The 26,751-nt window shown below is 68.6% G+C and carries 27 protein-coding genes and 2 pseudogenes; 8 read left to right on the plus strand and 21 right to left on the minus strand.

All coding sequences use genetic code 11. The annotated features are described in order from the left end of the window. Positions 1 to 10 precede the first annotated feature (10 nt). From OG609_RS09140 to OG609_RS09155, 4 genes are read right to left on the minus strand one after another with little or no spacing between them, the layout of a single operon-like run. On the minus strand, positions 11 to 121 hold the full coding sequence (locus OG609_RS09140; protein WP_327277984.1) for a DUF6302 family protein: 111 nt from the start codon (positions 119 to 121) through the stop codon (positions 11 to 13). Beyond that, positions 85 to 489, minus strand: coding sequence for a DUF6302 family protein (locus tag OG609_RS09145; protein WP_327272353.1), 405 nt, complete (start codon positions 487 to 489; stop codon positions 85 to 87). The genes OG609_RS09140 and OG609_RS09145 overlap by 37 nt, the downstream gene beginning before the upstream one ends. Further along, positions 486 to 938: a DUF6415 family natural product biosynthesis protein gene (locus tag OG609_RS09150; RefSeq protein WP_327272354.1), complete on the minus strand. Its 453-nt coding sequence runs from the start codon at positions 936 to 938 to the stop codon at positions 486 to 488. Before OG609_RS09150 ends, OG609_RS09145 begins: the two co-directional genes overlap by 4 nt. A gap of 39 nt (positions 939 to 977) precedes the next feature. Next, complete coding sequence (locus OG609_RS09155; protein WP_327272355.1) at positions 978 to 1,451, minus strand: ATP-binding protein; 474 nt, start codon at positions 1,449 to 1,451, stop codon at positions 978 to 980. 175 nt (positions 1,452 to 1,626) lie between these two features. On the opposite strand from OG609_RS09155, the pseudogene OG609_RS09160 reads away from it, so the two are divergent. The 3 genes and pseudogenes from OG609_RS09160 to OG609_RS09170 form a co-directional block, all read left to right on the plus strand. Further along, positions 1,627 to 1,776 (plus strand): annotated as a pseudogene (locus OG609_RS09160) (helix-turn-helix domain-containing protein); the annotation flags it as partial. Between the two features lie 228 nt (positions 1,777 to 2,004). Beyond that, entirely contained in the window at positions 2,005 to 3,018 is a 1,014-nt protein-coding gene (locus OG609_RS09165; RefSeq protein ID WP_327277985.1) for an XRE family transcriptional regulator, read from the plus strand. Continuing rightward, the gene (locus tag OG609_RS09170) at positions 3,015 to 3,902 is read left to right on the plus strand and encodes a phosphotransferase family protein (RefSeq protein ID WP_327272356.1); all 888 of its coding nucleotides are present in this window, start codon (positions 3,015 to 3,017) and stop codon (positions 3,900 to 3,902) included. Before OG609_RS09165 ends, OG609_RS09170 begins: the two co-directional genes overlap by 4 nt. A 153-nt stretch (positions 3,903 to 4,055) precedes the next feature. Here OG609_RS09170 and OG609_RS09175 read toward each other — a convergent pair whose 3' ends face one another. The 3 genes from OG609_RS09175 to OG609_RS09185 all read right to left on the minus strand — a co-directional run bounded on the left by OG609_RS09175 (position 4,056) and on the right by OG609_RS09185 (position 5,624). Continuing rightward, positions 4,056 to 4,430, minus strand: coding sequence for a transposase family protein (locus tag OG609_RS09175; protein WP_442817956.1), 375 nt, complete (start codon positions 4,428 to 4,430; stop codon positions 4,056 to 4,058). A gap of 290 nt (positions 4,431 to 4,720) precedes the next feature. Then, entirely contained in the window at positions 4,721 to 5,299 is a 579-nt protein-coding gene (locus OG609_RS09180) for a hypothetical protein (protein ID WP_327272357.1), read from the minus strand. After that, a complete protein-coding gene (locus OG609_RS09185) occupies positions 5,292 to 5,624 on the minus strand; it encodes a hypothetical protein (protein ID WP_327272358.1) in 333 nt (110 codons plus the stop codon). The genes OG609_RS09180 and OG609_RS09185 overlap by 8 nt, the downstream gene beginning before the upstream one ends. A 523-nt stretch (positions 5,625 to 6,147) precedes the next feature. Between OG609_RS09185 and OG609_RS09190 the strand changes: the two are divergent. Next, positions 6,148 to 6,555 (plus strand): annotated as a pseudogene (locus OG609_RS09190) (transposase family protein); the annotation flags it as partial. A 26-nt stretch (positions 6,556 to 6,581) separates the two neighbouring features. Here OG609_RS09190 and OG609_RS09195 read toward each other — a convergent pair. Beyond that, positions 6,582 to 6,815 (minus strand): helix-turn-helix transcriptional regulator, encoded by a 234-nt coding sequence (locus OG609_RS09195; RefSeq protein WP_327272359.1) that lies wholly within the window; start codon positions 6,813 to 6,815, stop codon positions 6,582 to 6,584. Positions 6,816 to 7,136: 321 nt separating this feature from the next. Between OG609_RS09195 and OG609_RS09200 the strand changes: the two genes are divergently transcribed. Further along, entirely contained in the window at positions 7,137 to 8,507 is a 1,371-nt protein-coding gene (locus OG609_RS09200) for a tyrosine-type recombinase/integrase (protein WP_327272360.1), read from the plus strand. 205 nt (positions 8,508 to 8,712) lie between these two features. On the opposite strand, the gene OG609_RS09205 is transcribed toward OG609_RS09200, so the two are convergent. Continuing rightward, complete coding sequence (locus OG609_RS09205) at positions 8,713 to 9,924, minus strand: Dyp-type peroxidase (protein ID WP_327272361.1); 1,212 nt, start codon at positions 9,922 to 9,924, stop codon at positions 8,713 to 8,715. 57 nt (positions 9,925 to 9,981) lie between these two features. On the opposite strand from OG609_RS09205, the gene OG609_RS09210 reads away from it, so the two are divergent. Beyond that, entirely contained in the window at positions 9,982 to 11,322 is a 1,341-nt protein-coding gene (locus OG609_RS09210) for a right-handed parallel beta-helix repeat-containing protein (protein ID WP_327272362.1), read from the plus strand. Positions 11,323 to 11,430: 108 nt separating this feature from the next. Here OG609_RS09210 and OG609_RS09215 read toward each other — a convergent pair whose 3' ends face one another. Together OG609_RS09215 and OG609_RS09220 are read right to left on the minus strand one after the other, a co-directional pair. Continuing rightward, positions 11,431 to 12,261, minus strand: a complete 831-nt coding sequence (locus OG609_RS09215; protein WP_327272363.1) for a hypothetical protein — start codon at positions 12,259 to 12,261, stop codon at positions 11,431 to 11,433. 117 nt (positions 12,262 to 12,378) lie between these two features. Beyond that, positions 12,379 to 15,018 (minus strand): SdrD B-like domain-containing protein, encoded by a 2,640-nt coding sequence (locus tag OG609_RS09220; RefSeq protein ID WP_327272364.1) that lies wholly within the window; start codon positions 15,016 to 15,018, stop codon positions 12,379 to 12,381. Positions 15,019 to 15,335: 317 nt separating this feature from the next. Here OG609_RS09220 and OG609_RS09225 point away from each other — a divergent pair, with 317 nt between their 5' ends. Further along, positions 15,336 to 15,527, plus strand: coding sequence for a hypothetical protein (locus tag OG609_RS09225; protein ID WP_327272365.1), 192 nt, complete (start codon positions 15,336 to 15,338; stop codon positions 15,525 to 15,527). 485 nt (positions 15,528 to 16,012) lie between these two features. Here OG609_RS09225 and OG609_RS09230 read toward each other — a convergent pair whose 3' ends face one another. The 4 genes from OG609_RS09230 to OG609_RS09245 all read right to left on the minus strand — a co-directional run bounded on the left by OG609_RS09230 (position 16,013) and on the right by OG609_RS09245 (position 18,995). Beyond that, positions 16,013 to 16,855, minus strand: coding sequence for a hypothetical protein (locus OG609_RS09230; RefSeq protein ID WP_327272366.1), 843 nt, complete (start codon positions 16,853 to 16,855; stop codon positions 16,013 to 16,015). 259 nt (positions 16,856 to 17,114) lie between these two features. After that, on the minus strand, positions 17,115 to 17,588 hold the full coding sequence (locus OG609_RS09235) for a DUF5994 family protein (protein ID WP_327272367.1): 474 nt from the start codon (positions 17,586 to 17,588) through the stop codon (positions 17,115 to 17,117). Positions 17,589 to 17,648: 60 nt separating this feature from the next. Then, on the minus strand, positions 17,649 to 18,242 hold the full coding sequence (locus OG609_RS09240; RefSeq protein WP_327272368.1) for a DUF5994 family protein: 594 nt from the start codon (positions 18,240 to 18,242) through the stop codon (positions 17,649 to 17,651). A gap of 177 nt (positions 18,243 to 18,419) precedes the next feature. Next, the gene (locus OG609_RS09245; RefSeq protein ID WP_327272369.1) at positions 18,420 to 18,995 is read right to left on the minus strand and encodes a TIGR03086 family metal-binding protein; all 576 of its coding nucleotides are present in this window, start codon (positions 18,993 to 18,995) and stop codon (positions 18,420 to 18,422) included. 73 nt (positions 18,996 to 19,068) lie between these two features. Here OG609_RS09245 and OG609_RS09250 point away from each other — a divergent pair, with 73 nt between their 5' ends. Then, complete coding sequence (locus tag OG609_RS09250; protein WP_327272370.1) at positions 19,069 to 19,887, plus strand: AraC family transcriptional regulator; 819 nt, start codon at positions 19,069 to 19,071, stop codon at positions 19,885 to 19,887. 113 nt (positions 19,888 to 20,000) lie between these two features. Here the strand turns inward: OG609_RS09250 and mnhG are convergent, their stop codons facing one another. From mnhG to OG609_RS09280, 6 genes are read right to left on the minus strand one after another with little or no spacing between them, the layout of a single operon-like run. Continuing rightward, positions 20,001 to 20,354 (minus strand): monovalent cation/H(+) antiporter subunit G, encoded by a 354-nt coding sequence (mnhG, locus tag OG609_RS09255; protein WP_327272371.1) that lies wholly within the window; start codon positions 20,352 to 20,354, stop codon positions 20,001 to 20,003. Beyond that, complete coding sequence (locus tag OG609_RS09260) at positions 20,351 to 20,713, minus strand: monovalent cation/H+ antiporter complex subunit F (protein ID WP_327272372.1); 363 nt, start codon at positions 20,711 to 20,713, stop codon at positions 20,351 to 20,353. The genes mnhG and OG609_RS09260 overlap by 4 nt, the downstream gene beginning before the upstream one ends. Next, entirely contained in the window at positions 20,710 to 21,333 is a 624-nt protein-coding gene (locus OG609_RS09265; RefSeq protein WP_327272373.1) for a Na+/H+ antiporter subunit E, read from the minus strand. The genes OG609_RS09260 and OG609_RS09265 overlap by 4 nt, the downstream gene beginning before the upstream one ends. Further along, positions 21,330 to 22,985: a Na+/H+ antiporter subunit D gene (locus OG609_RS09270; protein ID WP_327272374.1), complete on the minus strand. Its 1,656-nt coding sequence runs from the start codon at positions 22,983 to 22,985 to the stop codon at positions 21,330 to 21,332. The genes OG609_RS09265 and OG609_RS09270 overlap by 4 nt, the downstream gene beginning before the upstream one ends. Next, complete coding sequence (locus OG609_RS09275; protein WP_327272375.1) at positions 22,982 to 23,587, minus strand: Na(+)/H(+) antiporter subunit C; 606 nt, start codon at positions 23,585 to 23,587, stop codon at positions 22,982 to 22,984. The genes OG609_RS09270 and OG609_RS09275 overlap by 4 nt, the downstream gene beginning before the upstream one ends. After that, entirely contained in the window at positions 23,584 to 26,511 is a 2,928-nt protein-coding gene (locus tag OG609_RS09280; protein WP_327272376.1) for a Na+/H+ antiporter subunit A, read from the minus strand. The genes OG609_RS09275 and OG609_RS09280 overlap by 4 nt, the downstream gene beginning before the upstream one ends. Positions 26,512 to 26,751: the final 240 nt, after the last annotated feature.

Below are 26,751 nucleotides of genomic sequence, written 5' to 3' on the forward strand. Positions count from 1 at the left end.
CTTCGGCCAGCTACGGTGCCGTGGGGGAACACGGTTCGGGCACGGCCGAAGAGGGGGACTTGTGGCACCGCCCCATGAAGGCCGCTATGGCTGCTTCGCTGTAGCCGTAATAGCGCCCCAGGGTGGTGGCAGTGCGGTCGCCCTCGAGCGTGAGTGGTCTCTCTCCCCCCACTCGACAACGAAGCAGGGATCCGGGTGAGACGACCACTGCACGCGCAGGTCGGGGAAGCCCGGACACCCAAGAAGGAGGTCACAGACCTTGAGCCCGGAGAACAGACACGACGCCGGGTAGCCCCTGCCGCGCCTCGTGCCCCCGACGGGGACTGCGAGGAACGGCATGCGCGTGGTGCGCATGGCGACGCTCTTCTCCAGGAGCCAGTTGTCGGAGATCCGCTTCTCGTAGTACTCGAAGTCGTACGCGTCTTGCGGGAGGGCCATCGCCCTGGCCGTCACGACCGAGCGCCGAGCGGAGTCAAGGTTGTGCGTCACTCCGCCTCCTTGATGTAGTGGGCTTCGATGAGCTCTTCGACCAGGTCAGAGGTGACTAAGGCCAGACGACGAGCGAGGCCGACGGCCTGCTGGTAGTCGGCCGGCACGCACTCCTCCCGCAGGGGGACCCCGCGTACAACGAGTCGGAGCATCTCCGCGGTGGGCGGGTACTGCTCGTCCGCGACAGCGATGTTGCTGAGCTGCTTCAGATGGTCCCGAAGACGGTCAACCAGGGTGTCGGTCACCGCGGCGGGCGGCGTCTGGTTGCCGATCGCCGTGTCGAGGTCGTCAAAGACCTCCTCCACGTCGAGCGGCTTCCAGTTCTTGATCCGTTCCAGGACGGACCACAAACCCTCTGCGTCGAGTGGAGGGCTCCACTGCGGTGTGCGGGGCTCGTCGGCTGGCGGAAGAACCACGTCATTCTCCGGAACCAGAACGGTGAGGGACATCGGGACTCCTGGGAAGAGCCAAGTACCGGCCGCGGAGGGCTACAAGTGCTCAGTCAGTTCCGGGATCGCCATGAAGACCCACACGTCCTTGCCCGCTGGGGTCATGGACACGGACGTGTCGTCGGCCAGAGCACCCAGCAGCATCAGCCCGCGCCCCTCCTCGGCCAGGGGGGCCGGTGACGAGTACACCGGCGGACAGCGGTCCTGGTCGCGAACGATGGCGGTGACACCGTCCGGCACCTTCTGGAGGAGCAGGCTGGCCATCCGGCACCCGTCGGCGTCCGCAGGGGTGTGCTGCAAGACGTTGGTGAGTAGTTCGTTGACCACGGTCAGGACGCGGAACGCGGTGCCGTTGTCGACGCGCCACCAGCAAAGGTGCGCTGCGACGATGTCCCGCACGGTGCCCAGATCTTCGGCCCGGACGTTGAAACTCATGTCGAGTTGACCGTCCACGCTCCTGGACGTGGCTCGAACAGAAGCATCCCGCTCGCGGGTGTCGACAAGTAGTTCCATCGCTGCTTCCTCCGTTCTGCCGGAACCCCTTCAGCAGGGGTGGGTTGCGGTGTGTACTGGACTGGAACCGATCAGCAACCATTTAGGCAGAGCGCACCGAAAACGTGCAGAGCCTGATGCCGAGAGGTGAAGAGTTCGGCATCAACGACTTCGGGGGCAGAACATGCCGCAGCCAATGAAACAGCTCGATCCCGGGGCGTCCCCCAGGGAGTGGTTCGGTAACGAGCTGCGCAGACTGCGCCTTGGGCAAGGGCTGTCGGCCAAGGAGCTGGGGCGGTTAGTGCAGGTCAGCGACGACATGATCCTGTCGATCGAGAAGGGAAAGTACCCGAGTTGTCGCCGCGATGTGGCTCAGCGGCTCGACGACGTCCTCGGCACGGGAGGACTCCTCGACCGGGCGTGGCCGATGGTCTTCGGCAACCGTGATACCGATAAAAAGCGAGCTGATGCCGATAAGGCCTCCACGCGCCGAGAGGAGAAACCCACGCGGGTGCCGACAGGCCGCATCCTGGGCAGAGACGAAACAACTCTTCGCCCTGGGAGCCATGATCCCGTGATTCGACGCTCGTTCCTCCACATCGGAGGCCTCGCCGCCATAGCCCCTCTCAACTTCACCGACGTCTTCGCGCCCGCCGAACTGTCTCTCCCGACTAACGTCAACCCGAGCCACGTCGACCAGGTCCTGGCGGCCGCCACCGCCATCAGCGGCATGGACAACGAGCTGGGTGGGGGTGGCGTGGTGCGTGACGTAGCCGCCCGAGCGATGCAGTGGTCGGCCGGCCTGCTGCAAACCCGGTTCCCCGAGCACATGCGAACCGACCTGTTCGCCGCCGTATCACGGCTTGGCATCGTGGTCGGCGCCTCTGCCTTCGACTCCTACCACCACGATGAAGCCACCAAGACGTTCCGATTCGCAGCAGACTGCGCCGAGGAGGCAGGCGACTGGCATCTGCGGGCCAAGACCTACTCGTTCCTCGCACGGCAAGCCGTATGGATCGGGGCCCCCGATGACGGCCTCACGTACGCCGAGAAGGGGCTTGTGCGCTCCGACCGTCTGACGGCGACCGAGCAGGCGATGCTTCACACGGCAAGGGCCAGGGCCTTCGGGAAGATGGGCAACGTCCGGGACACCATGGCGGCCGTCGGCGCCGCAGACGAGGCGTTCACTCGGGCCCGGCCCACCGAAGAATCGCCGTGGATGGCCTACTACGACGAGGCGCAGCACAACGGGGACACGGCTCACGCCCTGTTCGATCTCGCGATCCTCGCCGGACAGGACCCGGGCCGGGCAGCGCGCCGATTCAACACAGCGGTGAACGGACACACGGACGCCTACAAGCGGTCACGTGCGATCTCGCGGACGAAGCTGGCCTCCCTGCTCATGGCCAAGGGAGACCCTCGCCAGGCGGCGGCGCTCGGCCACGACGCCTTGAACGAGGTAGGCCGACTCACCTCCCGGCGAGCCGCCGACGATCTGCGGCAGCTCGGCCGCTTCGCCTCCAAGCATCGGACTGTCCAGGAGGCTTCAGCGCTGCGAGATCGGATCGCCGCTACGGTTTCCGCATGACTCCTTCGGCATCCGAATCTGCACGTCATGTCCTGAAGCAGGCCTGTTCGGCGGTGGGATTGGACTCCGACGGAGCGGAGCCTCTCCGCTTGGCCGAGAACCAGATATGGCGGCTGCCTCGTCAGCGAGTGATCGTGCGGATCGCCCGGGGAGGACAGAGCGCTGCGGCGGCCCGCGAAGTGCGCGTCGCACGCTGGCTCGCCCATGAGAACGTCCCGGCCGTTCGCCTGGCCGACGTGGAGCAGCCGGTAGAGGCAGACGGTAGACCCGTGACCTTCTGGGTAGAACTGCCACCGCAGCAGCACGGCTCGGTTGAGGATGTCGCTGAACTCCTCACGAGGCTCCACTCCCTGCCCACGCCGGCGATCGAGCTGGGGTACCTCGATCCCTTCGTCCGGGTCGGCGAACGGCTGCACGCGGCCATCACGATCCGCGACGACGACAGGCAGTGGCTGCACGCCCTTCACCGCGACCTCGTAGCAGCCTGGGCCGAGCGGCCGGCCGGTCTCCCTGATCGGGCCGTGCACGGTGACGCCTGGCCCGGCAACATCGTCCGCACGGCCGATGGGGTCCTGATGATGGACCTGGAGCGCTTTTCTGTCGGGCCGCCGGAGTGGGATCTCGTGTCCACTGCCGTGCGCGCGAAGACCACGGGCGCCGTCAGCGCCCGCGAGTACGACCGCTTCTGTGCGGCGTACGGGTACGACGTGACGGCGTGGGAGGGCTATCCCGTCCTCGCGCGCGCCCGTGAGCTACGCATGGTGACGTACGCGGCGCAGCACTCAGCCAGCAACGCGGAGTGGAGAAGCCAGGCGCAGTACCGGATCGACTGTCTCCGTGGTCGATCCGGCCCGCGGCCGTGGTCCTGGACGGGAATCCTCTGACCCGGGGTGCTTCAGAAAGGACCTCCGACGCACGTCAGATGCCCTTTCTAAGGCGAAGTCGCAGTACGCGGTAGACGAGTCGCGCTATACGCCGGGTTCTGTCGCCCTGCCGACACAATCGCACCAGGCGTACCCAAGCCTTTTGCATCTTGATCAGGTGGCGAGTTTGAGGGCGACGACGGCACGGACGACGGCGGTGATCCGGGTGGTGCTGCAGCGGAGTTTCCGCAGGAGCCGCCAGCATTTGAGGGTGGCCATGGCGCGTTCGCTGAGGCTGCGGGTCTTGGCGTGATCGCGGTTGTGACGTTGGCGGCAGCCGCGCAGGTTCTTTCCCCGGAACGGGACACGGATCGCAGGGCCAGCGCCCTGATATGCCTTGTCGGCCCAGCATTTGATGTCGTCTGCGGCGAGGGCAGCGGGAATGCCGTGGACCCCCGCGCCGCGGTCTGGTCGTGTGTGGCTCCCGGCAGCGCGTCCGAGCCCCAGAGCAGGTGTCCGGGAAGGACCGGCGAGGACTTGCACCTTCATCCCATGGTGCCTCTTCTTCCTGGAGTAGTCGGCCGGTTGCGGCGATGCGGTCGATCGGCAGCACGGTGCCGTCGAAGATCACGTACGCCCTCTTCCGCACGGCCTCCATGGCCTGTTCCAGCGTGGCGCGAGGGCGGCCAGGAGGTCGACGGCCTCGCGTATCTACCGGTGGACCGTCGCGATCCCGACGCAAAAACTTGCTGCGAGACGGGCGTAGGTGTCGCCTCAACGCAGGAGCGCCAGGACGGACAGGGCCTGCCGACCACCCCGTCGCGTCTGCGATGGCGTCATCAGACGCCAAATTCAGCATGTCGCAGCATGTCCAGGGCGTTTATTACTGATTTCCTGAGTACCACATCGCTATAGCCCAATAGAATTTTGTCCCCCGCCATCAATTCCGCTAGATCTCCGAGTGTAGACGCATCCTCTTCGTGTTCCAAGGAATACATGTACACCAAGATCGCCTCCATTGCAGTTGCTCGCTGAATCGTCGGGTCACCAGCGGTAAATTTTCTTATACTCCTGATCCAGGTGAGTAGGATCGAGAGGACATCCTCTAGCGGGGAGTCGCGCGTCTGAACGCTGAGCGCCTTGGCCTTCAGCACTAGGCGCAGCAGTGAATCGCACCGCGCCTCAAATTCTTTAGGGTATTCGACTTTCTTTGACCAGTCGGCAAGATGAAGAAACGACATCTCTCTCACGGTGCGACAGAAGTCGTCCAGTAGGGCATTCCCCTCTGCGTATATATCAAGGACCAGCTCATGGCGGACCCTATCCAGCCCGCCTGTCGCCCCGAAAATAATATGCTCAGCGTTGTACTGGTTTCCTGTGACGCTTTGTCGGCTCTGATTGAAACTAGCTTCAGCCACTCAAGCCCCCGGCAATCTGGCCGACGGTTGCTGCCAGTGTCGCCAACCCAACAGCATCTGCGAGCCAAGCACGTGCACGCTCGAGGCGCCGCCTTGCGGTGGCGGTGTCGCCTGTCTCCAGGTCTCGACGGGCCGCAATTAGCTCGTCTCGCCCTAGTTGGTCAAGCTGGGAGTCCTCTGCGCACGCGACATCGATGACCTCGTCCAGCTGTTCACGAGCTGCTTCAAGAGTGATGCGTTCTGTCCTGTACTGGACCTGATTGATGGTCTCGGCGTTGTTCTGGCCGCCGTAAACGGTCTGGTTGTGCTGGTTGAAGGTCGCCATGGGCAAAGACTATTGCCAGTCCCCGTTGCGCGTCGGCTGTCTCTCGCATCTCTGCACATACAAGGAGCCGTTTCCGACCTGACGGGTGGTTGGACGGGCAACCCCGGCGGTGGGCATGAAGAAGGCTCCTGGTAGACGGGTTCACGACCAAGATCACCAATCCGCCAGGAGCTTTCGCGTGCTTGTCTACCCGTCCGGTATCGATCCGTCCGGCCGCACCCTGCGACACCTCTCCGGTCTCCTCGCAGGTCGCCGTCGTCGGATCGGCTCCCGGTGGCGTCGCCTGACTTGTGGTCGGCAGGCCCTGTCCGTCCTGGCGCTCCTGCGTTGAGGCGACACCTACGCCCGTCTCGCAGCAAGTTTTTGCGTCGGGATCGCGACGGTCCACCGGTAGATACGCGAGGCCGTCGACCTCCTGGCCGCCCTCGCGCCACGCTGGAACAGGCCATGGAGGCCGTGCGGAAGAGGGCGTACGTGATCTTCGACGGCACCGTGCTGCCGATCGACCGCATCGCCGCAACCGGCCGACTACTCCAGGAAGAAGAGGCACCATGGGATGAAGGTGCAAGTCCTCGCCGGTCCTTCCCGGACACCTGCTCTGGGGCTCGGACGCGCTGCCGGGAGCCACACACGACCAGACCGCGGCGCGGGGGTCCACGGCATTCCCGCTGCCCTCGCCGCAGACGACATCAAATGCTGGGCCGACAAGGCATATCAGGGCGCTGGCCCTGCGATCCGTGTCCCGTTCCGGGGAAAGAACCTGCGCGGCTGCCGCCAACGTCACAACCGCGATCACGCCAAGACCCGCAGCCTCAGCGAACGCGCCATGGCCACCCTCAAATGCTGGCGGCTCCTGCGGAAACTCCGCTGCAGCACCACCCGGATCACCGCCGTCGTCCGTGCCGTCGTCGCCCTCAAACTCGCCACCTGATCAAGATGCAAAAGGCTCACGGCCAATCAGACCGTGCGATCCACCGCCTGAGCTTCGAGCCATGCCTCCACCTCCGGCCAGCGGTAGCGCAAATAGCGGCCGATCTTGTGGGCTCGCGGACCCTTGTGTCGGTGATTCCATATATAGACCGTATTCAGAGGTACGCCCAGGAAGTCGGCCAGCTCCTCCGCGCTCATCAAGGGACAACGGCCCCCCGCGCCACTAGCGGCTTCTTCCTCGCGGGCAGTGGTTCGACGCATGGGCACTCCAGAACGGTTCGAGCGGGCAGGAAAGAACCACGTGAGCGGTATTCCGCCGTGGTGGTACACAGGACGTTTGCATTAAATTCCGGCCGGACCAAACAGAGGGCCTTTCGACGAAACGCCTACGACTCTTGCGAACTCTCGAAGGACACCGGCGAATCTTCGCTGAGGGTTCGGCGAGCCCTCGTCGAACCCTCAGCGAGCATTCGCCTAGGTGAAATCTTCTCTACCACTCTGCACCCTTTGTCGCGAAGACCCCAAGAATGCATTTGACATCTTCAGCTCGCCTGGATCAACATCCAATTCACTCAGGGCGCGATGAACGGGCAGACAATCTCGCCGTCGACGATGACCCTGATTAAAAAGAGTCCACAAATAGACTCAAAGGGCCGTTGGAAACTAGGAGTTGAGTCGATGCCGTACGACCGCTGGCACAAGTCACGCCCGAAAGATGGGGAGTCGACCTGCAAGGAACACGGCAAGGTCCCGACGCGGGATCACGGGACGGGGAAGCGGTGGCAGGCCCGATGGCGCAACCGGGAAGATGTCCAGCAGACGGAGCTGTTCCGCACCGAGGTCGAAGCCCGCAAGCACGAGACCAAGATGCGGTCCGGAGTGGACGACGGCTCGTACATCAACCCTCGCGCCGGTGAGGTCAGGGTCGGTGAACTCGCCCTCACGTGGCTCAAGGGGCACGAACACAAGAATCCACGGACTTACCGACGCCACAAGGAGCGGATTCTCCTGCACGTCGTTCCTACCGCAGTTGGGAAGATGCGCGTAAAGGACGTGAACGCCTCATCTTTGCTGGACTGGCTGCACGACCGTCGCAGGCTACTCGAAAGTTCCACGCTGCGCCTGGTCTTCGACAATCTTCGGGCTGTCTTTGACCTGGCCGTGGACGACAGCCTGATACACAAAAATCCCTGCCTCGCCAAATCGGTGCAGGACGCCAAGCCGAAGCGAGGAGGTGGCGGCCGGGCAGAGCTGACCCTAACGTGGGAGGACACCGAGAAGATCCGTGCCGAACTTCCCGACCGCTACAAAGCACTCGTTGACTGTGGTCGCGGCCTGGGTCTTCGGCAAGGAGAGATATTCGGCCTGTCACCGGAAGATATCGACTGGGCACATCCAGACGGCGTCATGGTGCACGTGCAACGGCAAGTAGTCCACGACGGCTCGTTCCTCGTATACGCCCTCCCCAAGGGCGGAGACGACGAGGAGCCGAAGGACCGGTGGGTCGAGCTGACCGACGACGTGGCCATCCCCCTGCGCGAGCACATGCAGAAGTACCCGCCGGTCGAGGTGACCCGACCGTGGGGCAGCAAAGGCGGCGACCCGGTCACGGTGCGGCTGATCTTCTACACCCGGGAGAAGACCGCCATTCAGTCGAATTGGTTCAACTCCTACCGCTGGAAGCCCGCCCTGGCGTCGGCCGGCCTCATCAAGCCCCTTGAGCCCGACGCGAAGGGACGACGCTGGGAGAAGTCCCGCGACGTGATGATGCACGCGCTCCGACACCTGTACGCGTCGATGATGATCAACGGCGGGGTAGACGTGTACACGCTCGCGGACCGCCTCGGACACGCCGATCCCGCGTTTACCCTGCGTAAATACGTGCACCGGGTCGTGGGAGCCGGTTCCAAGGTCCGCATCGCGGTCCGGAGCGCCTACACCAGGGCCGCGTGACTCCTGCTCCGTTCGGCCTGTGCAACAACCGTGCAAGATGATCTTCGAGAGGGGTCATTTGCCCAGGCCAGAAGCTTTGTCTATGAGTTCCGCGACATCTGACCGTCCGACGCCGTCGAGGACCACGTCGCGGGTGATCTCCGGCAGCAGCCCGCCGCCGCTGTTGGCCGGTGGTCGAGGTGGGGCGGAGTGAGCGAGGCGGACTTCATGTCCAGAGCTGTTCGCCGAAAGTCCCGGCGGGTGCGGTGCCGGGCAGGACGTAGGCCACGGCCGAGGCGCGATGTTGGAGAAAGGGGGTGAGGGCGTCGCGGGCGGCCAGACGGTCCTGGACGCGGGTGAACTGGGCAGGGTCGCGCATGAAGGCGCAGAAGAGAAGGCCGCGGTCGGTCGGGCCGTCGTCGTAGCTGTAGCTGCGGCGGAGCATACGGGCGCCGCCGTCGAAGCGGGGGCTGGCAAGACGCACGTGGGCGGTGGCCGGGATGACGTAGGAACCGTCGGGGTTCTTGGCGTAGATGTCCGGCTCGTCATGCTCGGCGGTACCGCTGAGGGGGACACCGTCGCGGGCGCGGCGGCCTATCACCCGGTCGCGCCGGCCCTCGGGAAGGGCCGCGAAGCCGGTGACGTCCATGTGGATCCTGCGGTAGACCAGAACGGTGCCGTTCCGGTGGGCTCCGGATGGGCCCCAGACCCACCGCTCGGCCGCCGCGTGATCGGGGTTGGCGGTGCCGTCCTTGGAGCCGAACAAGTTGCGCGGGGTGGTGCCCGGCGCCGTGTGGGGCAGGAAGCCGGACTGGGTCCAGCGCGGTACGGCGCCGGCGGCGTGTGCGGCCGTGCCGACGAGTTCGGCGACGATGGTGAGGGTCCAGCGGTCGGCTGCGCACAGTTGGACCAGGATGTCGCCGTTGCTGCGGTGCGGGTCGAGACGGTCGCCGGGGAAGGGCGGCAACTCGCCAAGAGAATCGGGGACGTTGAGGCCGAGGCGGGTGGCAAGGGCGGGGCCGATGCCGACCAGGGAGGTGAGCCGGGTCGCGCCGCCGCCCCGGAGTCGCGGGTCCGGCGGGGCGTCGGAGGCTGCGGTGGCGAGCGTGCGGGTCAACGCGTCGAGGACGCCGCGCAGGGTCTTCTGGTCGGTGGCGGCGGAGGTCTGCGGGAGGTCGAAGGAGAGCAGGTACGTCGCCGGTTGCTGGGGCGCCGTGACACCCGCCTGTCGGACGCCGTGGAAGGGAATCGCGGCCTCGGCCGCCGGGGCGCCGGTGGTGGCACGGACGGTTGTCCGGCCGTCTCTCGCCAGTTCGTCGGCCGCCGCGCCGATCCCGGCGGCAAGCACCGCTCCGCCGGCGAGCAGTGCTCGGCGCCGCCCGAAACGGGTTGCCGCGGGTCGGGGTGAATCCTGCGCATTTCCCTGTTCGGTGGGCATACGCCTATTGGAGACGATAAAACAACTGCCATGCAAATCCTGTCTGGAGAAGGCCTGTTGACGCGTTCGGCCGTTCCGGCGGCCGTCTTCCGGGCGGCGCTGCGTCTGTCGGTGCTGGTCGTCTCGGTCGCCATGGCGGCCACCGGGTGCTCCGGTACGGGGTCGCCGTCGGACGATGCGCGGCATCCGGCGGGGAGCGTGCTGCGCGTTCCGCAGGACTTCCCCTCGGTGCAACAGGCGGTCGACGCCGCTCGTGAGGGCGAGACGGTGCTGATCGGCCCGGGCGTGTACCGGGAGAGCGTGCGCGTCACCAGGCCCCGCGTGGTACTGCGCGGAACGGACCGCAACAAGGTGGTCTTCGACGGCGGCGTGCGTCTGGCCAACGGCATCACCGTGACCGGCGCCGGCTCGGTGGTCGAGAACCTCACCGTGCACGGCTATCTCGCCAACGGCGTGCTGTTCACCGGCGTCACCGACGAGCGCTTGCAGCAGCGCGGCGCCGGCGGCTCCGCCTACGACCCGCTGGACACCACCCGCTTCCCTCCCGTCCGGGGCTTCCGCGCGACCCGGGTGACGTCGTACAACAACGGTCTGTACGGCATCTACGCCTTTGACGCGCGCGACGGCGTGATCGAGGACTCCTACGCCTCCGGGCACGCAGACTCCGGCATCTACGTCGGCCAGTGCAAGCCCTGCGCCACCGTCGTCCGTGGCAACACGGTGGAGCGCAACGCGGTCGGCATCGAACTGACCAATGCCTCGGACGGCCTGTCGGTGCTGGGCAATCGCGTCGCCCGCAACCGGGTCGGCGTCACGGTCAACTCCAACGACCTGGAGGCCCTCGCCCCGCAGCACGGCGCGGTGATCGCGGGCAACGTGGTCGCAGACAACAACGCCGCCGACACGCCCGAGCAGGCGGACGGGGGCTTCGGCATCGGCATCGGCATCGGCGGCGGCACCGCGAACCGCGTCCAGCGCAACCTGGTCCGGGGCAACCGGGCGGCCGGAGTGATCGTCACCGACCCGCCGGGGCATCCGGCGAGCGGCAATCGCGTCGAGGGCAACCGCGCCACCGGCAATGGCATCGACCTCGTGCTGGCCTCTGTCGACCCCGGCAACTGTTTCGCCGGCAACCGGCCCGCCACCCAGAGCCCGGACGGCCTGGAGGGGCGCGCGGGCTGCGGCGCCCGCGGTCGGGGCGCGCTGCCCAGCGGCCGGACAGCGCCGGTGCAGGCGCCGCCCGGCGTTCCGTTCAGCCAGGTGCCGGCCCCACCCGCCCAGCCGTCCATGCCGGACCCGACGGCCCCGGGCAGCCCGGCGACCGGCCTGCCGGGGGCCGTCGACGCGGCCGCGTACCCGCTCCCGAAGGACGTGGACGCAGTGCCGCACTCGCGCTGAGCATGGTGCCGCGGTGGACTCGGTCCCCGTTCACCGTGCCGCCCCGAAGGGTGGGCCGAGGAGCGTCGTCGGCACTCACGGAAGCCGGGGCGCATCGGCACAGAGATGTCAGCTGGTGGCCCACGGCGCCTCGGGGAGCTTCGCGCGGCCGTCGCGTCCGGAGAACTCCAGGGTGGTCGGGGTCCCCAGGCCCGGCATCCGCATCGTCACCCGTCGCAGGCCGCCGTCACCGTCGACCCAGTACGTCAGCGGCGACCGTCCGCCGTCGGGCCCCGCACCGGGCGTGGCACCCTGGGCTCGCGGCCCGGCGAACCGGTCGTAGCTGCGGCCGTCGATGCGTTCGCGCCCCAGCCGGCGAGCCCCGGACTGTGCGAGCAACAGCGGGTTGTCGGGGCGGTCCGCGCCCAGCCCGATCAGCAACTGAAGCCCGGCGTCCAGAGGATCGGTCGTGTAGGAGCGCGCGGACCAGCCCGAGCGCGGGATGTGCTCGGCCTGTTGCCAGGCCTGGCTGTTGTCTCCCTTGGGCGCGGGGGCCAGGCCGAGGCCGCCGGTGTCCCAGACGATCAGCCCGTGGTCGAGCTGCCCGGTGGCGGGTCCGGAGGTCCCGGAGGAACCGGAGGCCCCGGTGACCTGGTAGCTCCCCACGGCCCGGTGGGTTCGGTAGTCCACGACCCCCTTGACCCGCACCACCACTCCGCCGCCCTCGGTGGCCGTGAGGGTCACCGCCACGGGACTGGCCTGGTACAGATTCAGCCGCGACAGCGCCAGCCTGGACGCCTCCTCCGTCGTCACCGGCCGCTCGGTGGCGGTGTCGTCGGAGAAGGTCCGGTAGGCGGCCAGGCCGCCCACTGCGACACCGCACGCCGTGATCGCGATCAGTGTTCTCAACCAGAGGGCCCGACGCGGCGTACGGCCGTCGGTCTTTCTCTTCCGAGCCATGCGGTCGCCTTCTCTCGTCGGTCGGTCACACAGGAGGGCGGGTTCGCGAACCGCTGGTCCGCGAACCCGCCCAGTCCGGCCCGGAGGGTCACCGGTGCCGGTCGCCCCGCTTCGGGGCTAGCGGTGCTGTGCCCTTCGCCTGCGCATCAGTACGACCAGAGCCCCGCCGAGGGCGGTGAGCGCGGCGCAGCCGGCCAGGGCCAGCAGAACCGCCTGGCTCATGCCGGTGGACGCTAGGCCCGAGTTGGACGCGTGGCCCGGTGCACCCGGTACACCCGGGGCGCCTGGAGCCCCCGGCGAACCCGGTTTGCCCGGCGCCGGCGTCGTCGGTGTCGGCGTCGGAGTGGGGCCGGGCAGCCGCTCGTTGACCGCGGTCACCGAGACCCCCTCGTCGAGGTTGTCGGAGGTCAGTACCAGCGGCCCGAACACCGCCACGTCGGGTACGGCGTACCCTTCGGGCGGGCTGACCTCCTGCCAGTAGTACGTCCCCGGCGCGCCGGCGCCCTGGCAGATGCCGTCGGTCCCGGTCAGGCAGGGCTTGTCGACCGGCGTGTCCGGCTCCGTCCCGGTGGCCTGCAAGCCGTCGGAACCATTCGTCTCCTTCCACAGCTGGAACTTCGCCTTCGCCAGCGGCTTGCCGTCCTGGTCGTGCTTGACCAGGCGCAGCGCGCCTTCCTGTTGCCGGAAGCCGAAGTCGTAGGTGTGGTCGTTCTCTCCCGGCCCGCCGGTGGTCAGCGCCCGTTCCGGGTACTTCGCGCCGGACGGGACGATTCCCTTGGAGTCGATGAAGTGGTTGTCGCCGACATCCGCCTCTGTGGGCACCCACTGGTGGAGCGGGCCGCCCTTGGCGTAGTCGGCCGGTTTGTCGAGGCGGATGGTGTACTTGGTCCTCGGCTTCAGGCCGCCGGTGACATTGGAGTCGTCGAAGTAGTACTCGCCACGCGCCGTCGTCTCGGTCGTGCCCACGAGCTTCCCCGACTCGTCGTACAGGTTGACGGTCGCGCCCACGACCGGCCGCTGGCCCGGGTTCTGGATGCCCTTGCGCTCGGGGTCGTACCAGACCCGGTTGCCGATCTGGAGCGGGGCCTGGTCGCAGAGCACCTCCAGGTCGCCCATCGAGGCGCCCTTGCCGAACGGGGCTACGGTGCCCGGCGGGTTGAGGCGCAGGCCGAACTTCGGGTCTTGCGTGCCGTCGCGCTGGAGGAACGACGTGCCGTACCCGAGGGCGGTGTGGTTGGGGTCGAAAGCGGAGGTCGCAATGGTGTTCTCGGCCTTGGAGAGCGTCATGCCGGCGAACGCCGTGTTGCGGTGACCACCCCAGCTGGTGTCGAAGAAACGGGTGCCCCGGGGGGAGAGCCCGCAGCCGTTGTTGGTGTCCATCACATACATGCCGTCCGCCGGGCAGGCCTTGTTCAGGTCACCACCCGACATGACGATGGCGGCGGAGTTCGGCGTGGGACCGGCTGGCGCGCGGTCGCCGAAGCGGTCGCGGAAGGCCAGCAGCATCGAGCCGTCTGTCTCGAAGGCGATCTCGCCCAACTCCGGTTCGGGTTTGGCGATGGTGGAGTTGCCACACGGCCGGCCGTTCTGCGAGTCCGGGTAGGTGCTCGTCCACGGGAACCAGCCCGCGCCGTCGCATGGGCCACTGCCAACCGTGGACTGACGCGGGTAGTCCAGCGGTTGGTCCAGCACCGCCTTGCGGAACGCTCCGGTGGCGAGGTCGAAGGGCATGACCACCGCGCGCAGGTCCGAGAGCTTCCCGGTGGACTCGCCGGAGCACACGCCGCCGAGGTAGCCGACGCCGTCCTGCAGGCCGAGGCCGAAGGGGCGCCAGTCCCCGGCCGCCGGACAGCCCGGGTCCGGGATGGCGTAGACGGCCTTCGGCGCCGAAGCGGTCGCCGCCGTGGCGTCGTAGCGGTAGAGCTTGCGATTGTTGAGGTTGACGACGAACAGGTCCTTGCCGTCATCGGTGATCTTGATGCCGCCCAGGCTCTCCTTGCCCGGTACGGCAAGGAAGGCATCGTCAGGCCCCGACCCGTGCGCCGTCGTCCCCGCGTCCGGGACGACGGTGAACAGGGTGGTCTTCTTCTGCGCGCGATCGGTCACGTAGATGCCCCCGGCGCCACCCGGACCGTAGTCCGTGGTGCGCTTGGCCACCGCCGAGGAGAACACCCGCTTGTCTGCCTTGTTCCACGCGATGCCGAACAGCGTGCCGGTGTCGGCGTTGGTGGCGATGTCCGTGACGTTGACGTCGACGCCGTCCTGGCCGCGTGCGTCGTACGGGAAGGAGACCAGCGTGCGCTGAGCCCCACCCTCGCGCGTGGTGGGCTGACAGGTCGTCATCAGCGGTGCGTTCTTCTGGCAGTAGTCACCGGGGCTCCACAGCCCGGTGGTGTACGCCACGCTCTTCCCGCCGGAGAGGTCGACGAACTCCTCGTTGCTGCTCAACTGGTTGGGCGCACCGTCCAGTCCCTGGCGCGAGGCGAAGGCCGGGAACAGCACACCGGCTTTCGGATTCACCACCTGCACCCGGTACTTGCCGTTGGCGGTCCCGCCCGCCGCCGGGGTCAGAGTCACGGTGCCGTCGGCCACCGTCACCCCCTCGATACCCGCCCCGGCGTCGTCGGTGAGGGTCACCTTGACGCCCGCGATGCCTGGTTCCAGCGCGGGCGTCCACACGCCGCTGGTGTCCACGGCCCGGATCACCCGGACCGTCACCGACCCGTCGTCCGCCTGCGAGTACGCCGCAGGCGCCATGGCTAACGAGCCACTACCGATTCCCAAGGCGAGCGCGACCACGCAGCCAACAGTGCGGCGACCGAGCACGCTCGGCCGCCGCCGACGTGACTCGGGCGCGGCTCCCTTCGCTTGTTCATTTATAGATGTCATCTCCTGCTCTCAGCGTTCAGAAGGGCCTGACGCCCTGCTCGTGGGGGAGTACATAGAGATGCGGAGAACCGCCTTGCCAGCGATCTTAGAAGGGCTTTGGGCAAGATCGTGGCGGAATGGCGAACTCGTCCTCCGCCAAACCCTCGCGCAACGGCCTCTGAGCGCATCGCAGGCGAGGTGGCGAGGTGGCGAGCGAAGCTCCCACGCCTGTCGCACCGGTCGCTGCAGACGCGGACGCCCTCCGGGTTCTGGCCGAACTCGACGACGACACAGTCATCGTGATCGTTCGCCGGGTCCGCACCGCCGACCGCAGTTCCGGCCAGCGCGCCCGGGGGATCGCCGTACCGCACCGCCCCCTCACGGGGCCACACAAGTGAAGGGAAGGGGACCGGAAACGGCCGGGCCCGGGGCAGACCGTATGAGCAAGGCGCTGCGGCGGAGCGGGAAAGGAAGGTGACAGTGGTGCCCCCCAGGAGGGCGACGGGCGACGACGTCTGCTGCCGACCTGGGTGTCGCCGGGGCATGGTGAACCGGCCGTCGCGGATGTCTCGTCGGCAGACACGTGAGGGTACGGGCCCGGTCGGACGCGACATCCACCGCACCGACGCCCCCGCGCTGTCACACGCGCCGTAGAAAAAGGCGACCCGGAGAATCGCCATGCCCGCCGTGACGAACGAGCCCGCAAGCGCACTGTGCGACCCCGTCGCCACACTGACGAGCAGCATCGCCCACTGCTCGTCAGAAAGATCCCCTCGCCCCACACCGCGAGATCATCACGGAGTGCGGGACGATACGCGAAGCCCCTTCCGCGACGTCCAGGGGGTGTGACCCGACGGTTCCCCGGTCCAGGCACTGCGCCTGCTCACGGGGCCGTCGGCCGTTCCGGGCGGCGCTGGCGACCGACGTCGCGGACGAGGTCCAGGCCGAGGACGCGGTCGAGATGGGCGAAGGTCTCGAACTTGGCACCGGCCGGCACATCGGACCGTCCCGCGACGTCGGCCAGCAGATCCAGTACGGCGTCGACACCGAGGTCGTCGACGAGCGCTGCATGCGACTGTCGCAGCAGGTCGGCGGGGATCGGCCTGGACGGCTCCTGCGCCCAGTCGGCCACCTGCTGACGCCACTGCCGCAGTGTGCGCCGGGCGTCGGCCAGCGCTTCACCGGTGACCGTGACAGGTGTGCCATAAGGGCGGCCGAGCAACAGCAGGCGCACGGCCAGTGGGTCGGCGACCTCCGGTACGAGTACGTCCGGAAGATCCGGGGAGAGAAGGTGACCGGGGTCTGGGACACCATCGTCCAGCGGCGCCGTACTGACCTGCCCCACATCGATCCGGACCCCACCCATGGCGTCGTCCGTGTCGGCGCCCTGGGCGACCACGTGTACGTCGGCGGGGCCGCCGAGTGCCCCGTCCGGATGGTGGCCTGAGACGAGGAGGGGCGGATGGATGCCGAGCACCGTCATGACGCGGTCGAGCGCCCGGGCCTGATCGCGCGTCAAGTCGGGGGTGGTGAGGACCGTGACGACCTGGAGGCCGTTCAGCTCCGCGGTGCGCGCCAGTACGTCACCGACCAGCGGCACACGCAGGTACACCGGACCGACCCCGGTGCCGATGGCCGGCAGATGGACGCAGCTGCGCAGCAGGCGGCGGGGTGCGGCGGGGATCTCCACGAGGTGACCGGTGCGGGTGTCGGCGATACGCAGCATGCTCGGAGGCTAGTCGCGGGTACCACCCGCTCGTGGGAGAAACCGGTCGGGGCGGCGGTGTTGCGAAACACGGAGCAGCACATGGGGCGAAGATGACGGGCCCGCGCCGCTTCAGTCCACCAGTCCGCGCCACTGATGCCTTCTGACGGAAATGTCCCCCAGGCGTATCATGTTTGGGTTGGTGCACGCTCACGTGCACGGCCCGGAAGGGCGGCCCCGGTGCGTATTGCCGGGGTCGTTGTTGTGTATTGCCTCCCGGCTACGTGGCGACGATACCGGCGGCGTCGAGAATCTGCTCTGCCGATGCGCAGTTACCGTCCCGTACAGCCATGGTCATCGCGGCGTGTGCGGCCGAGGCGGAGGCGTGCGGCGGGATCACCAGGAACGAGAAGTGGTCCTGATGGCCGCGGGTGACGATCATTGTGCTGTCGTCGACTGCGGACCAGTCGATACGAATCCTGCGGTCGCCGATGACCAGGTGTCCCGGGGCTTCGTCCCAGGCACTCGCGTCGAGGCCGACCCGCGCGATGGGGCCCAGCCTGACCGTCAGCGCGTCGATCAGGTCGGGCAACTGGCTTTTGATGTCACGGGAGCGCGGCCACCAGGCGCCGTCGAAGAACCCGGCCCGGCTGGAGGTCGTCTCCATCCGCAGAACAGCGCTGCCGGGCACCGGCTGATCACCGGTGTCCGCCAGGAGCAGGACAAGCCCCGGGGTACGTTCGTCGGCAGTCATGAGTTGCCACCTGTCTGGAGATCACCTGCTGGAGCCGGCAACCCTTGGTGCCGAAGGTCTTCACGCCCCTCCGCCCGGGGCCGTTCCCTCGGGAACGGCTCGTCGGGCGGCCGGCATCCGGGGAGATGCGCCCTGGCCACCCTCGGAGTCCCAGACCAGTTCCCGCGTCGAGTCCCAATCGGCGTCGGCCGCGATCCGGAAGAACTCCGCCTCCCGCATCAGACCGCTCGCGGTGAGAACCCGCAAGGGGTCGGTGGCTGCGGTCATGAGCCGGGCAGCTGTGGCCGGGCCGGTTTCCGGCGGGATCACCAGCAGGTCCCAGCGACCGGTCGTGTAGGAGAGCAGCAGGAGCTTATGGGGGTCCTGTTCGGCCTTGAACCAGCCGACATGGACCAGATGCCCGGTGACACGCACCTTGCGCGGGACAACCGGCCAGAACGTGGGGTTCACGGTGACCCGGGTGATCCGGCCCCACAACGGATCCAGCACCGCCGTCAGCGACGGAAGTTCCGTCGTCAGGTCGCGGGAGCGGGGCCACCATGCACCGTCGACCAGAGCCGGAGAGGTGCCGGCGGGCGCCAGCATGAGTCGGAGCGGCAACGAAGAAGGGGTCCGGTCTTCGACCGCGGACGTGTACTGACTGATCGCGGTCATGACGCGAACCCTGCTCCGGGCCGGTCATGACCGGCCCGGTGTCGTGAATCGCCGAGAGCGGCACCAACCTGAAAGCGGGTGCACGAATTGTCCTCGGTAACTCCAGGGTACTCCTGGCCGGACCGAGCCGGGCCGTTCCGCTGCCGTATGGCCATGGGCCGTGTCCGGGAGAAGCGGCTAACGCGTCGGGGACGGCACCGGCCGGCGTCCGAGGAATGCCACGAGCCGGTCCACGGCCGTCGCGTCCGCGTCGACGCGAACGATCTGGCCGAAGGGCATGTTCTCGCCCCGGTACTGCGGCGGCAGGGTGGCCTCCGCGCGGGCGAGGGTCTCTGCCGCTTCCTGGTCGGTGTAGGGGATCGGCTGCCCGGTGGCGACCGCCAGGTCCCAGCCATGGGTCAGGTACTCCATGACGGTCATGCTGAACACCGATTCGCCCGGCATTTTGCCGCCCGTGACGGTGACCTGGCGGTCGAAGCCGTACTTCTCCCAGCCCTCGACGACGCCGGCCGCGGCGGCGCGGAACTCGCGGGCGGGGTCGGCGCCGCATCTGTGGTTCGCCGCGTCGGCTTCGTGGGGCCGGCCCTGGGCGCCGGCCTCGAATACGAGGAGCCACCCGACGATGTGATTGACAAGAGCCTCGACGTCGTAGTCGTCGCACGGCGTCGGAAGGCTCAGCTGGTCGGCTCCGACCCCCTCGATGACGTCGCCGGTCTTGGACAGCACACCCGCAAGAAGATCGACTTCACTCATGGCCGGAGCCTAGGCGGCCCTGTTGACGCAGTCTTGAAGAAACCCGACACCGCGGCCTCGTTAGCATGGTTCCGTGACCCGGCCCACCGATCAGGACACCCGCGGCATCGTCGACTTCCGCGCCGGATTCGAGCACTTCGAGCTGACCCGGCACCTGCCCTCACCAGACCTGGCCTGGGCGGTGGACTGCTACTGGGTCGTTCGCTGGGACATGCCGGACGGGGAGTCCTACGAGCAGCGCGTGATCCCGCACGCCGCCGTACATCTGGTGTTCGAGGCCGGTGCCGCCACGATCGAGGCCATTTCGCCGCACGAGTTCGTGCGACGGCTGGAGCGCCGTGGCCAGGTCTTCGGCGTCAAATTCCGGCCGGCGGGATTCCGGCCCTTTCTGCGTGGCCGGGTGTCCGCCGTCGCCGGGCAGCGGTTCGCGGCGTCGGCCGTGTTCGGCGCGGAGGCCGACGCCACGGCGCGTGTGCTGGCTGGGGCGGACGACGTGAACGGGTCGACGGCCGTCGTCGAGAACCTTCTCCGTTCCCTGGACGCACAACCGCTGCCCGCGACCGGGCCGTTGAACGCCGTGGTCGGCCTCATCGTCGCCGACAGGTCGCTGACCAGAGTCGGCGATCTCGCCGATCGGCTGGGAATGAACACGCGCAAGCTGCAATGGCTGTTCGCCGATCATGTGGGCCTCAGCCCCAAGTGGGTCATCAACCGGTGCCGGATCCACGAAGCCGCGGAGGCGGCCATGCGCCGGGCGTCCATCGACTGGGCCGAACTGGCCACCGAACTCGGTTACAGCGACCAGTCCCACCTCGTCCGTGACTTCACCGCCACCGTGGGCACCTCCCCGGACCAGTACACCCGCCGGGCCGCGCGAACCCCGACGCACTGACCGTCACCCCGCCTCGCGTTCAGGACGCCGGACCGCCCCGATGTCACCCCTACCGACCGCGCCCGCTCCCGGCCGGAGCGCGGCGCGCCACGACTGCTGACGGCGGGAGAGGGTCAGCGCTCCTCGGTCAGCTGCTCGTCCAGTTCGTCGAAGAGCAGCTCGCTGTGGCCGGTCTGGCCGGTCCGGTAGGCGGATCGCGCCACCAGGTGGGCGGCGACCGGGCCGGTCATCAGCTGGAAGAAGCCGATCAGCGCGAGGGTGGCGAGATCCATGCCGCTGCGCAGCCGCAGGGCCACTCCGGCGAGGACCAGGAGCATGCCGAGCGTCTGCGGTTTGGTGGCGGCATGGCTGCGGGACAGCACGTCCGGCAGCCGTAGCATCCCGATCACACCGAGCAGACAGATGGCCGCACCGATGAAGACCAGCACCGCACCGGCCGTGTCGAGGATCTGGAGCCAGAGACTCACCGTGTTTCCCCCTCGCGTCCGTCGCTGCCGCCCTGTCCGTCGCTGCTTTCGGTTCCGTCCGCACCTCGCCGCAGCGCCGGCCGGTCGCGTGCGGCGATGAAGCGGGCGATGCCGACCGACCCCGTGAACCCGAGAAAGGCCAGCACCAGCATGATCGGGAAGTAGAACGGGTCGCGCGCGAAAGCGGACTTGGCGCCGAGACCCGCGATGATGAGGGCGGCGCACACATCCAGCGAGATGGCCCGGTCCAGCATGGAGGGGCCTCGCCAGATCCGGGTGAGGAGCCCCGCTCCGGCGACGGTGATCACGACGACGGCCGCGGTGAGCAGTACCCGGTCGACGGTCTCCGGCACGCTCATGCGCCGTCCCCCCTGTCGTGCCTGATCGGTGGCGGTGGTTCGGCGACGCGGGCGATCTCGTCGGGGGTGCCGAAGGCCCGTACCGTCAGCTCCTCGAGCCGCCAGACGGAGTGCCGCGCCGCGTCGAGTGCGGCGGGTCTGTCCGCGTCGAGGACATGCAGGAAGACGGTGGCCGTGGCGCGGCGCACTTCGACGACCGATCCGCCGGGCACATTCGACACGGCGACGGCGGTGGCCGCGAGCATCAGGTCGGAGCGGCAGCGCAGCGGTACGGCGATGACGGCGGCCCGGTGCGGATGGTCGACGAAGATCTGCCGGGTGACCCGTACACCCGAGGTGTACATGTCGTAGAGCAGATAGCCGGCGAGCATCAGGATGCCCCATGGGTGCAGACGGAGCCCGAGGTCGACCCGGGGCAGCGGGAAGGCCAGGCAGACGGCGACCGCGACGAGCACACCGGTCAGTACGTTGGCCCAGTTCGGGCTGGACCACAGCAGCACCCAGATGAGGGTGAGCCAGGCGATCAGCGGGAGGTCGAGCACACGTCCCCGCCCGCCGAACTCACAGCTGAAGGGCGGCAGGTCCTTGTTCCGGAAGGACGGCTTGATCAGGCGTTTCACCGGCCGAGCACCGCCTCGACATAGGGGGCACGTGCGAGGAGTTCGGCGGCCGCACGGTCGGTGTAGGAGGTCAGCGGTCCGGCGAAAACGGTGAAGGCGAGTCCGAGGGCGACGGCTGCGGCGGTGGCCGCGGTCATCGGCCGCGGCAGTTTCGTGGTGGTGGTGACGGCGTGTCCGTGCAGGGTGGCCGCGACCGCGCGCCCGGCGGGCTGATGGCGGGGGCGGACAGGTTCGTCGCCGCTGCCCGGGATGTGGTCGGGGCCCTCGTCGGCGTCGGTGTCGTCCTCGTCGGCGTCGGACTCCAGGACGGTGCCGTACGCGGCCTGCCCGGGGGGCGCGGCCCGCCAGAACGCCAGGTTCCAGACCTTGGCCATCACGTACAGCGTGAGGAGGCTGGTCACGGCCGACCCGATGACGAGGATCCACGCCCAGACGCCGCCGTCGGCGACACCGGCCCGCATCAGCCCGAGCTTGCCGATGAATCCGGACAGCGGCGGGATGCCGGCCAGGTTCATGGCGGGTACGAAGAAAAGGAGCGCGAGCAGCGGGGCGGCCTTGGCCAGTCCGCCGATCCGGGTGAGTTCGGTGGTGCCGCTCCGGCGTTCGATCAGCCCTGTCACCAGGAAGAGCGTGGTCTGGACGGTGATGTGGTGGGCGACGTAGACGATCGCGCCGCCGTACGCGTCCCGGGTGGCGAGGCCGATACCGAAGACCATGTAGCCGATGTGGCTGATGAGGGTGAAGGAGAGCATCCGCTTCAGGTCGGTCTGGGCGACGGCTCCGACGATGCCGACGACCATCGAGGCGAGTGCGGCGGCCATCAGCAGATCGCCGAGCCGGTTGCCGGGGAATAGCAGGGTCTCCGTACGCAGCATGGAGTAGACACCGACCTTGGTGAGCAGACCGGCGAAGACCGCGGTGACGGGTGCGGGCGCGGTCGGATACGAGTCGGGGAGCCAGGCGGCGAGCGGGAAGACGGCGGCCTTGATGGCGAAGACGGTGAGCAGCATCGCCTGGATCAGGGTCTGTACCCCGAGCGGGAGTTCGGCGAGCCGTCCGGCCAGCTGGGCGAAGTTGGCGGTGCCGGTCGCCGCGTATGTCATGGCGATGGCGGTGAGGAACAGCATCGACGAGAACAGCGAGATGATCACGTAGGTGGAGCCTGCGCGGACGCGGGGTCCGGTGCCGCCGAGGGTGAGCAGGACGAAGCTGGCGACCAACATGATCTCGAAGCCGACATAGAGGTTCACGAGGTCACCGGCGAGGAAGGTGCAGGAGACCCCGGCGACCAGGATCAGATACGCGGGGTGAAAGACCGCGACGGGTGTTACCTCGTCCCGGTCGGCCATGCCCTGGCCCAGGGAGTAGACCAGCACGCAGAGCGTGATGGCGGAGGAGACGGTCAGCATCAGCCCGGACAGCCGGTCGGCGACCAGGGTGATGCCGAGCGGTGGTGCGAAGTCGCCGAGGTGGACGGAGAGCGGGCCGCGGGTGTCGGCGACGATCATCAGAGTGAGGGAGAGTGCGAGTACGGCGCTGAGCACGGCGACGCTGATGAGGCGTTGGACCTGCTTGAGCCGGGTGCCGAAGGCGAGGCTCAGGCCGGTGGCGCAGAGCGGCAGCAGCACCGGCAGGGGGACGAGTGCGTTCATCCGGTGGCTCCTGGGTCGGCGTCGGCGGGGTGGTCCTGTTGCTGGGCGTAGTCCGCGGGGTCCGCGCCCAGTACGTCGTGCCAGAGGTCTCCGGTGGCGTACCGGCCGCGGGCCTGCAGGGCTCGGTCGGCGCGCAGCCTGGCCCTCAGGCGGCGGCGCTCCTCGCGGTACCGGGCGCGTTCCTCGTCCGTGACGTCCGGGGCGGCCCGGTACCGCTCACGCAGTTCGTCCCGCTCCCCCAGTACCTCGGAGCGCAGCGCGATGCGCCGGTCCTCCAGGTCGTCGTGGACCTCGTCCGTGCCGGTCAGCTGGTGGCTGCGGTAGGCCATGGCGAGGAGGAACGCCGTGGTGGCGAGGGTGATGACGATCGCAGTGAGTGCGATGGCCTGCGGCAGGGGGTCGGTGACCTGTCCCAGCGGGACGCCGTAGAGGAGTGGTTCCCGGCCTGCCGATCCGCTCGCGGCGAGGACGAGCAGATTGATGCCGTTGCCCGCGATCACCGCGCCGAGCAGGATGCGGGTGAGGGGCCGGGTGAGCATGAGGATGCCGCCGACCGCGCACAGCACCGAGGCGGTGGCCAGGAGCGAGAAGCTGACCCTCATCCGGGCGTGCCTCCCGTCCCGGGTGCGGTTCCCGGGCGGGTGGTGGTGCTCGCCGCGGCTGCCTTTTCGACCGCTGCTCGCTCGATCTGCCGGTCGATCTTGGCGCCGAGGGCGCGCACGATGTCCAGCACCACGCCCAGGACCAGCAGATAGACGCCGAAGTCGAAGAGGACCGGGGTGCCCAGGTGGTACTCGCCGATCAGGGGCAGCCGGCCGTGGTGGGTCCAGGCGTGCAGGACCGTTCCCTCGCCGAGGCCGAGCAGGGCGACGCCGGTGGAGATGAACAGGCCGAGGCCGGTGAAGAGTCCGGGCTGCAGCGGCGCGGCCTCGGCGAGTTCGAAACGGCCGCCCGCCAGGTAGCGGGTGATCAGGGCGAGCCCGGCGACGAGCCCGCCGACGAAGCCGCCGCCCGGCATGTTCTCGGCGCAGAACAGCAGATAGACCGAGAGCACCAGGATTGGGTGGAACAGCAGCCGGGCCACGACCTCGAAGACGATCGAGCGGTGCTCGGGTGCGAGCGTCGAGCCGGCCGCCAGCCAGCTGCGCTCCGGTGCCCCTTCGTCGCCGTGCGGAAGCCCCGTCATTTCGGGGGCCGTGAGCGACCAAGCGGTACGCCCGTGCAACTCTTCCCGCAGCGACGATCCCTCGGTGCGGCGGTGCAGGTAGATCAGGCTCGTCACCCCGATCGCCGCCGCGGCAAGCACGGCGGACTCCCCCATCGTGTCCCAGGCGCGCAGGTCGACCAGGATGGTGGCCACGACGTCCTTGAGGCCGTGGTGGGCGGTCTCCTCCACCATGGCCGCGCCCGCCGGGGCGGCCCTGCGGGCGGCCGCAGCGACCCACACCACCACGCCGAGTGTCGCCGCTGCGGCCAGCGCCACCGGAATGCGTGCGGCACGCCGCCAGGTACTGACCGACTCCTGGAAGTGCACCGGCATCCGCCGCAGCACCAGCACGAACACGATCATCGACACGGTCTCGACGCAGAACTGGGTGAGCGCCAGGTCCGGACCGCCCTGGACGACGAAGAGCAGCGCCGCGCCGTACCCGGTCAGCCCGGCCAGGACCACTGCCTTCATCCGGCGCCTGACGGTGAGACAGAGGAGTGCGGCCGCACAGGTCAGCACGGCGATGGCGCCCTGCAGCGGTGCGTCCCAGACCCTTGGGACGGCCGCCCCGTGCCAGGGCCGGTCCACTCCGAGGACGGTGAGCTGGCCGGCCAGCATCACGAGCAGGGTGGTGGCGAGGTAGACGGAGAGCGAGCCGCGCTGGACGAGGCCGGTGAGCTGGAGGGAGAGCCGTTCCAGGCCGAGCAGCAGGTGACCGAAGACGCTGTCGGCGGTCGGCCAGGCGATCCGCCGGGAGAGCCGGGTCACGGTGGTGCGTACGGCGAAGAGCACCACGCCGCCCGCCATGGCGACGGCCGAGAGCAGGAGGGCGGTCCCGAATCCGTGCCAGAGCGAGAGATGGTACGGATGCGGGGACGGGGGGAACGTGTCCGCGTACGCACTGAGCAGCCGGTCGGCCCATCCGACGCCAGGTCCCAGCACCAGCCCGCAGACCGCGAGCAGGGCGGGCGGCGCGAGGAACGCCCAGCCGACCCGGTGCACCGGGGTGTCCTCGACCCCGGGTTTTCGGGCGAAGGCACCCCAGACGAACCGCAGCGTGTACGCGACGGTCAGCGCCGAGCCCGCGACCGTGCTGCCCAGCGCCCAGCGGTCGGCGGTGTCTCCGTGCAGCAGCGCCTCGAACGCGGCCTCCTTCGCGGCGAAGCCCAGCAGCGGGGGCAGGGCGGCCATGGACGCCGCGGCCACCACCGCGACCGTGCAGACGTGCGGCAGCGCCCGGCCCACACCGGAGAGCTTGCGCAGATCCCGGGTGCCGGCCGCGTGGTCGACGATGCCGGTGACCAGGAACAGCGGGGCCTTGAAAAGGGCGTGGGCCAGGATCATGACGGCGGCGGCCAGTGCGGTGTCCCGGTTGCCGACTCCGGCGAGCAGAGTGAGGAAGCCGAGCTGGCTGACGGTGCCGTAGGCCAGGACGAGCTTGAGGTCGTTCAGGCGCAGCGCGCGCCAGCCGCCGAGCAGCATGGTCGCGGCGCCGAGGACGATCACGACGGGGCGCCAGACCGGCACGTCGGCGAAGCCGGGCGCAAGCCGGGCAACCAGGTAGACACCGGCCTTCACCATCGCGGCGGCGTGCAGATAGGCGCTGACGGGGGTGGGCGCGGCCATGGCGTTGGGCAGCCAGAGGCTGAACGGCCAGATCGCCGACTTCGACAGGGCCCCGCACAGGATCAGCACCACGGCGACCGAGACGCCGAGGCTCGCCCCGGGCGGGTCGGCGAGGATGGCGGAGATCCGGTAGGTACCCGCCGACTGACCGATGATCAGGAAGCCGACGAACATCGCGAGGCCGCCGAGCGTGGTCACGGTGAGCGCCTGGAGCGCAGAGCGGCGGCTGTGTTTCTGCTCGCTGTCGTACCCGATCAACAGGTACGAGAAGACGGTGGTCAGTTCCCAGAACACATAGAGCGAGATCAGGTCGTCGGCGAGGACCAGGGCGAGCATGGCGCCCGCGAACGCGAGGAGGTTCCCGGCGAAGCCGGCCAGCTGTGGGGTCTCGTCCGTGAAGTACGAGGCGCAGTACAGCAGGACGAGCGTGCCGATTCCGGCCGCGAGCAGCACCATCAGTTCGGCGAGTGCGTCGAGCCGCAGATCGGCGGTGACGTCGTACGCCGGCATCCACTGCCACGACCAGGTGACCGAGCCGCCGGACGCCGCGGTGTCCCACTGTGTGGCGGCCCATACGGTGGCGGCGGCAGGTGGCAGCGCGAGCACGATGAAGGCGCGCCTGCCCAGCGCTCGTACCAGCGGGCTCGCGCAGGCGGCCAGGACGAAGTGGCAGACGACGAGCGCGGTCATACGGCCCCGGGGGGCGTTCCGCGCCCGCCCCGGTCGGGCGTCCGGGGCCTGGGCGATGCGTCACGGGCAAAGGGCACTAAATACAGATATATCCCCGACCGTGCTTCACCCGTACGGCGCGCCGCGCCCCGCTCGGCGCGGTGGGTTCACTTGTGCTCGCCGCAGACCCCGCCGTGGTCGCAGTACGGCGCGTTCCCGGTGCGTCCGCAACCGCACAGCATCATCCGGGTCTCCTGGAGC

The sequence above is a fragment of the Streptomyces sp. NBC_01224 genome (assembly GCF_036002945.1).
GTDB lineage: Bacteria > Actinomycetota > Actinomycetes > Streptomycetales > Streptomycetaceae > Streptomyces.

What these genes read in the sequence shown, in the direction of transcription:
- OG609_RS09195 (WP_327272359.1), bottom strand. Translation starts at nt 6,815, where the DNA reads ATGCGTCGAACCACTGCCCGCGAGGAAGAAGCCGCTAGTGGCGCGGGG.
- OG609_RS09260 (WP_327272372.1), bottom strand. Translation starts at nt 20,713, where the DNA reads ATGAGCGTGCCGGAGACCGTCGACCGGGTACTGCTCACCGCGGCCGTC.
- OG609_RS09175 (WP_442817956.1), bottom strand. Translation starts at nt 4,430, where the DNA reads ATGAAGGTGCAAGTCCTCGCCGGTCCTTCCCGGACACCTGCTCTGGGG.
- OG609_RS09215 (WP_327272363.1), bottom strand. Translation starts at nt 12,261, where the DNA reads ATGGCTCGGAAGAGAAAGACCGACGGCCGTACGCCGCGTCGGGCCCTC.
- OG609_RS09235 (WP_327272367.1), bottom strand. Translation starts at nt 17,588, where the DNA reads ATGACTGCCGACGAACGTACCCCGGGGCTTGTCCTGCTCCTGGCGGAC.
- OG609_RS09220 (WP_327272364.1), bottom strand. Translation starts at nt 15,018, where the DNA reads ATGGCGCCTGCGGCGTACTCGCAGGCGGACGACGGGTCGGTGACGGTC.
- OG609_RS09240 (WP_327272368.1), bottom strand. Translation starts at nt 18,242, where the DNA reads ATGACCGCGATCAGTCAGTACACGTCCGCGGTCGAAGACCGGACCCCT.
- OG609_RS09155 (WP_327272355.1), bottom strand. Translation starts at nt 1,451, where the DNA reads ATGGAACTACTTGTCGACACCCGCGAGCGGGATGCTTCTGTTCGAGCC.
- OG609_RS09205 (WP_327272361.1), bottom strand. Translation starts at nt 9,924, where the DNA reads ATGCCCACCGAACAGGGAAATGCGCAGGATTCACCCCGACCCGCGGCA.
- OG609_RS09270 (WP_327272374.1), bottom strand. Translation starts at nt 22,985, where the DNA reads ATGAACGCACTCGTCCCCCTGCCGGTGCTGCTGCCGCTCTGCGCCACC.
- OG609_RS09245 (WP_327272369.1), bottom strand. Translation starts at nt 18,995, where the DNA reads ATGAGTGAAGTCGATCTTCTTGCGGGTGTGCTGTCCAAGACCGGCGAC.
- OG609_RS09150 (WP_327272354.1), bottom strand. Translation starts at nt 938, where the DNA reads ATGTCCCTCACCGTTCTGGTTCCGGAGAATGACGTGGTTCTTCCGCCA.
- OG609_RS09275 (WP_327272375.1), bottom strand. Translation starts at nt 23,587, where the DNA reads ATGAGGGTCAGCTTCTCGCTCCTGGCCACCGCCTCGGTGCTGTGCGCG.
- OG609_RS09185 (WP_327272358.1), bottom strand. Translation starts at nt 5,624, where the DNA reads ATGGCGACCTTCAACCAGCACAACCAGACCGTTTACGGCGGCCAGAAC.
- OG609_RS09170 (WP_327272356.1), top strand. Translation starts at nt 3,015, where the DNA reads ATGACTCCTTCGGCATCCGAATCTGCACGTCATGTCCTGAAGCAGGCC.
- OG609_RS09230 (WP_327272366.1), bottom strand. Translation starts at nt 16,855, where the DNA reads ATGCTGCGTATCGCCGACACCCGCACCGGTCACCTCGTGGAGATCCCC.
- OG609_RS09280 (WP_327272376.1), bottom strand. Translation starts at nt 26,511, where the DNA reads ATGACCGCGCTCGTCGTCTGCCACTTCGTCCTGGCCGCCTGCGCGAGC.
- OG609_RS09200 (WP_327272360.1), top strand. Translation starts at nt 7,137, where the DNA reads ATGAACGGGCAGACAATCTCGCCGTCGACGATGACCCTGATTAAAAAG.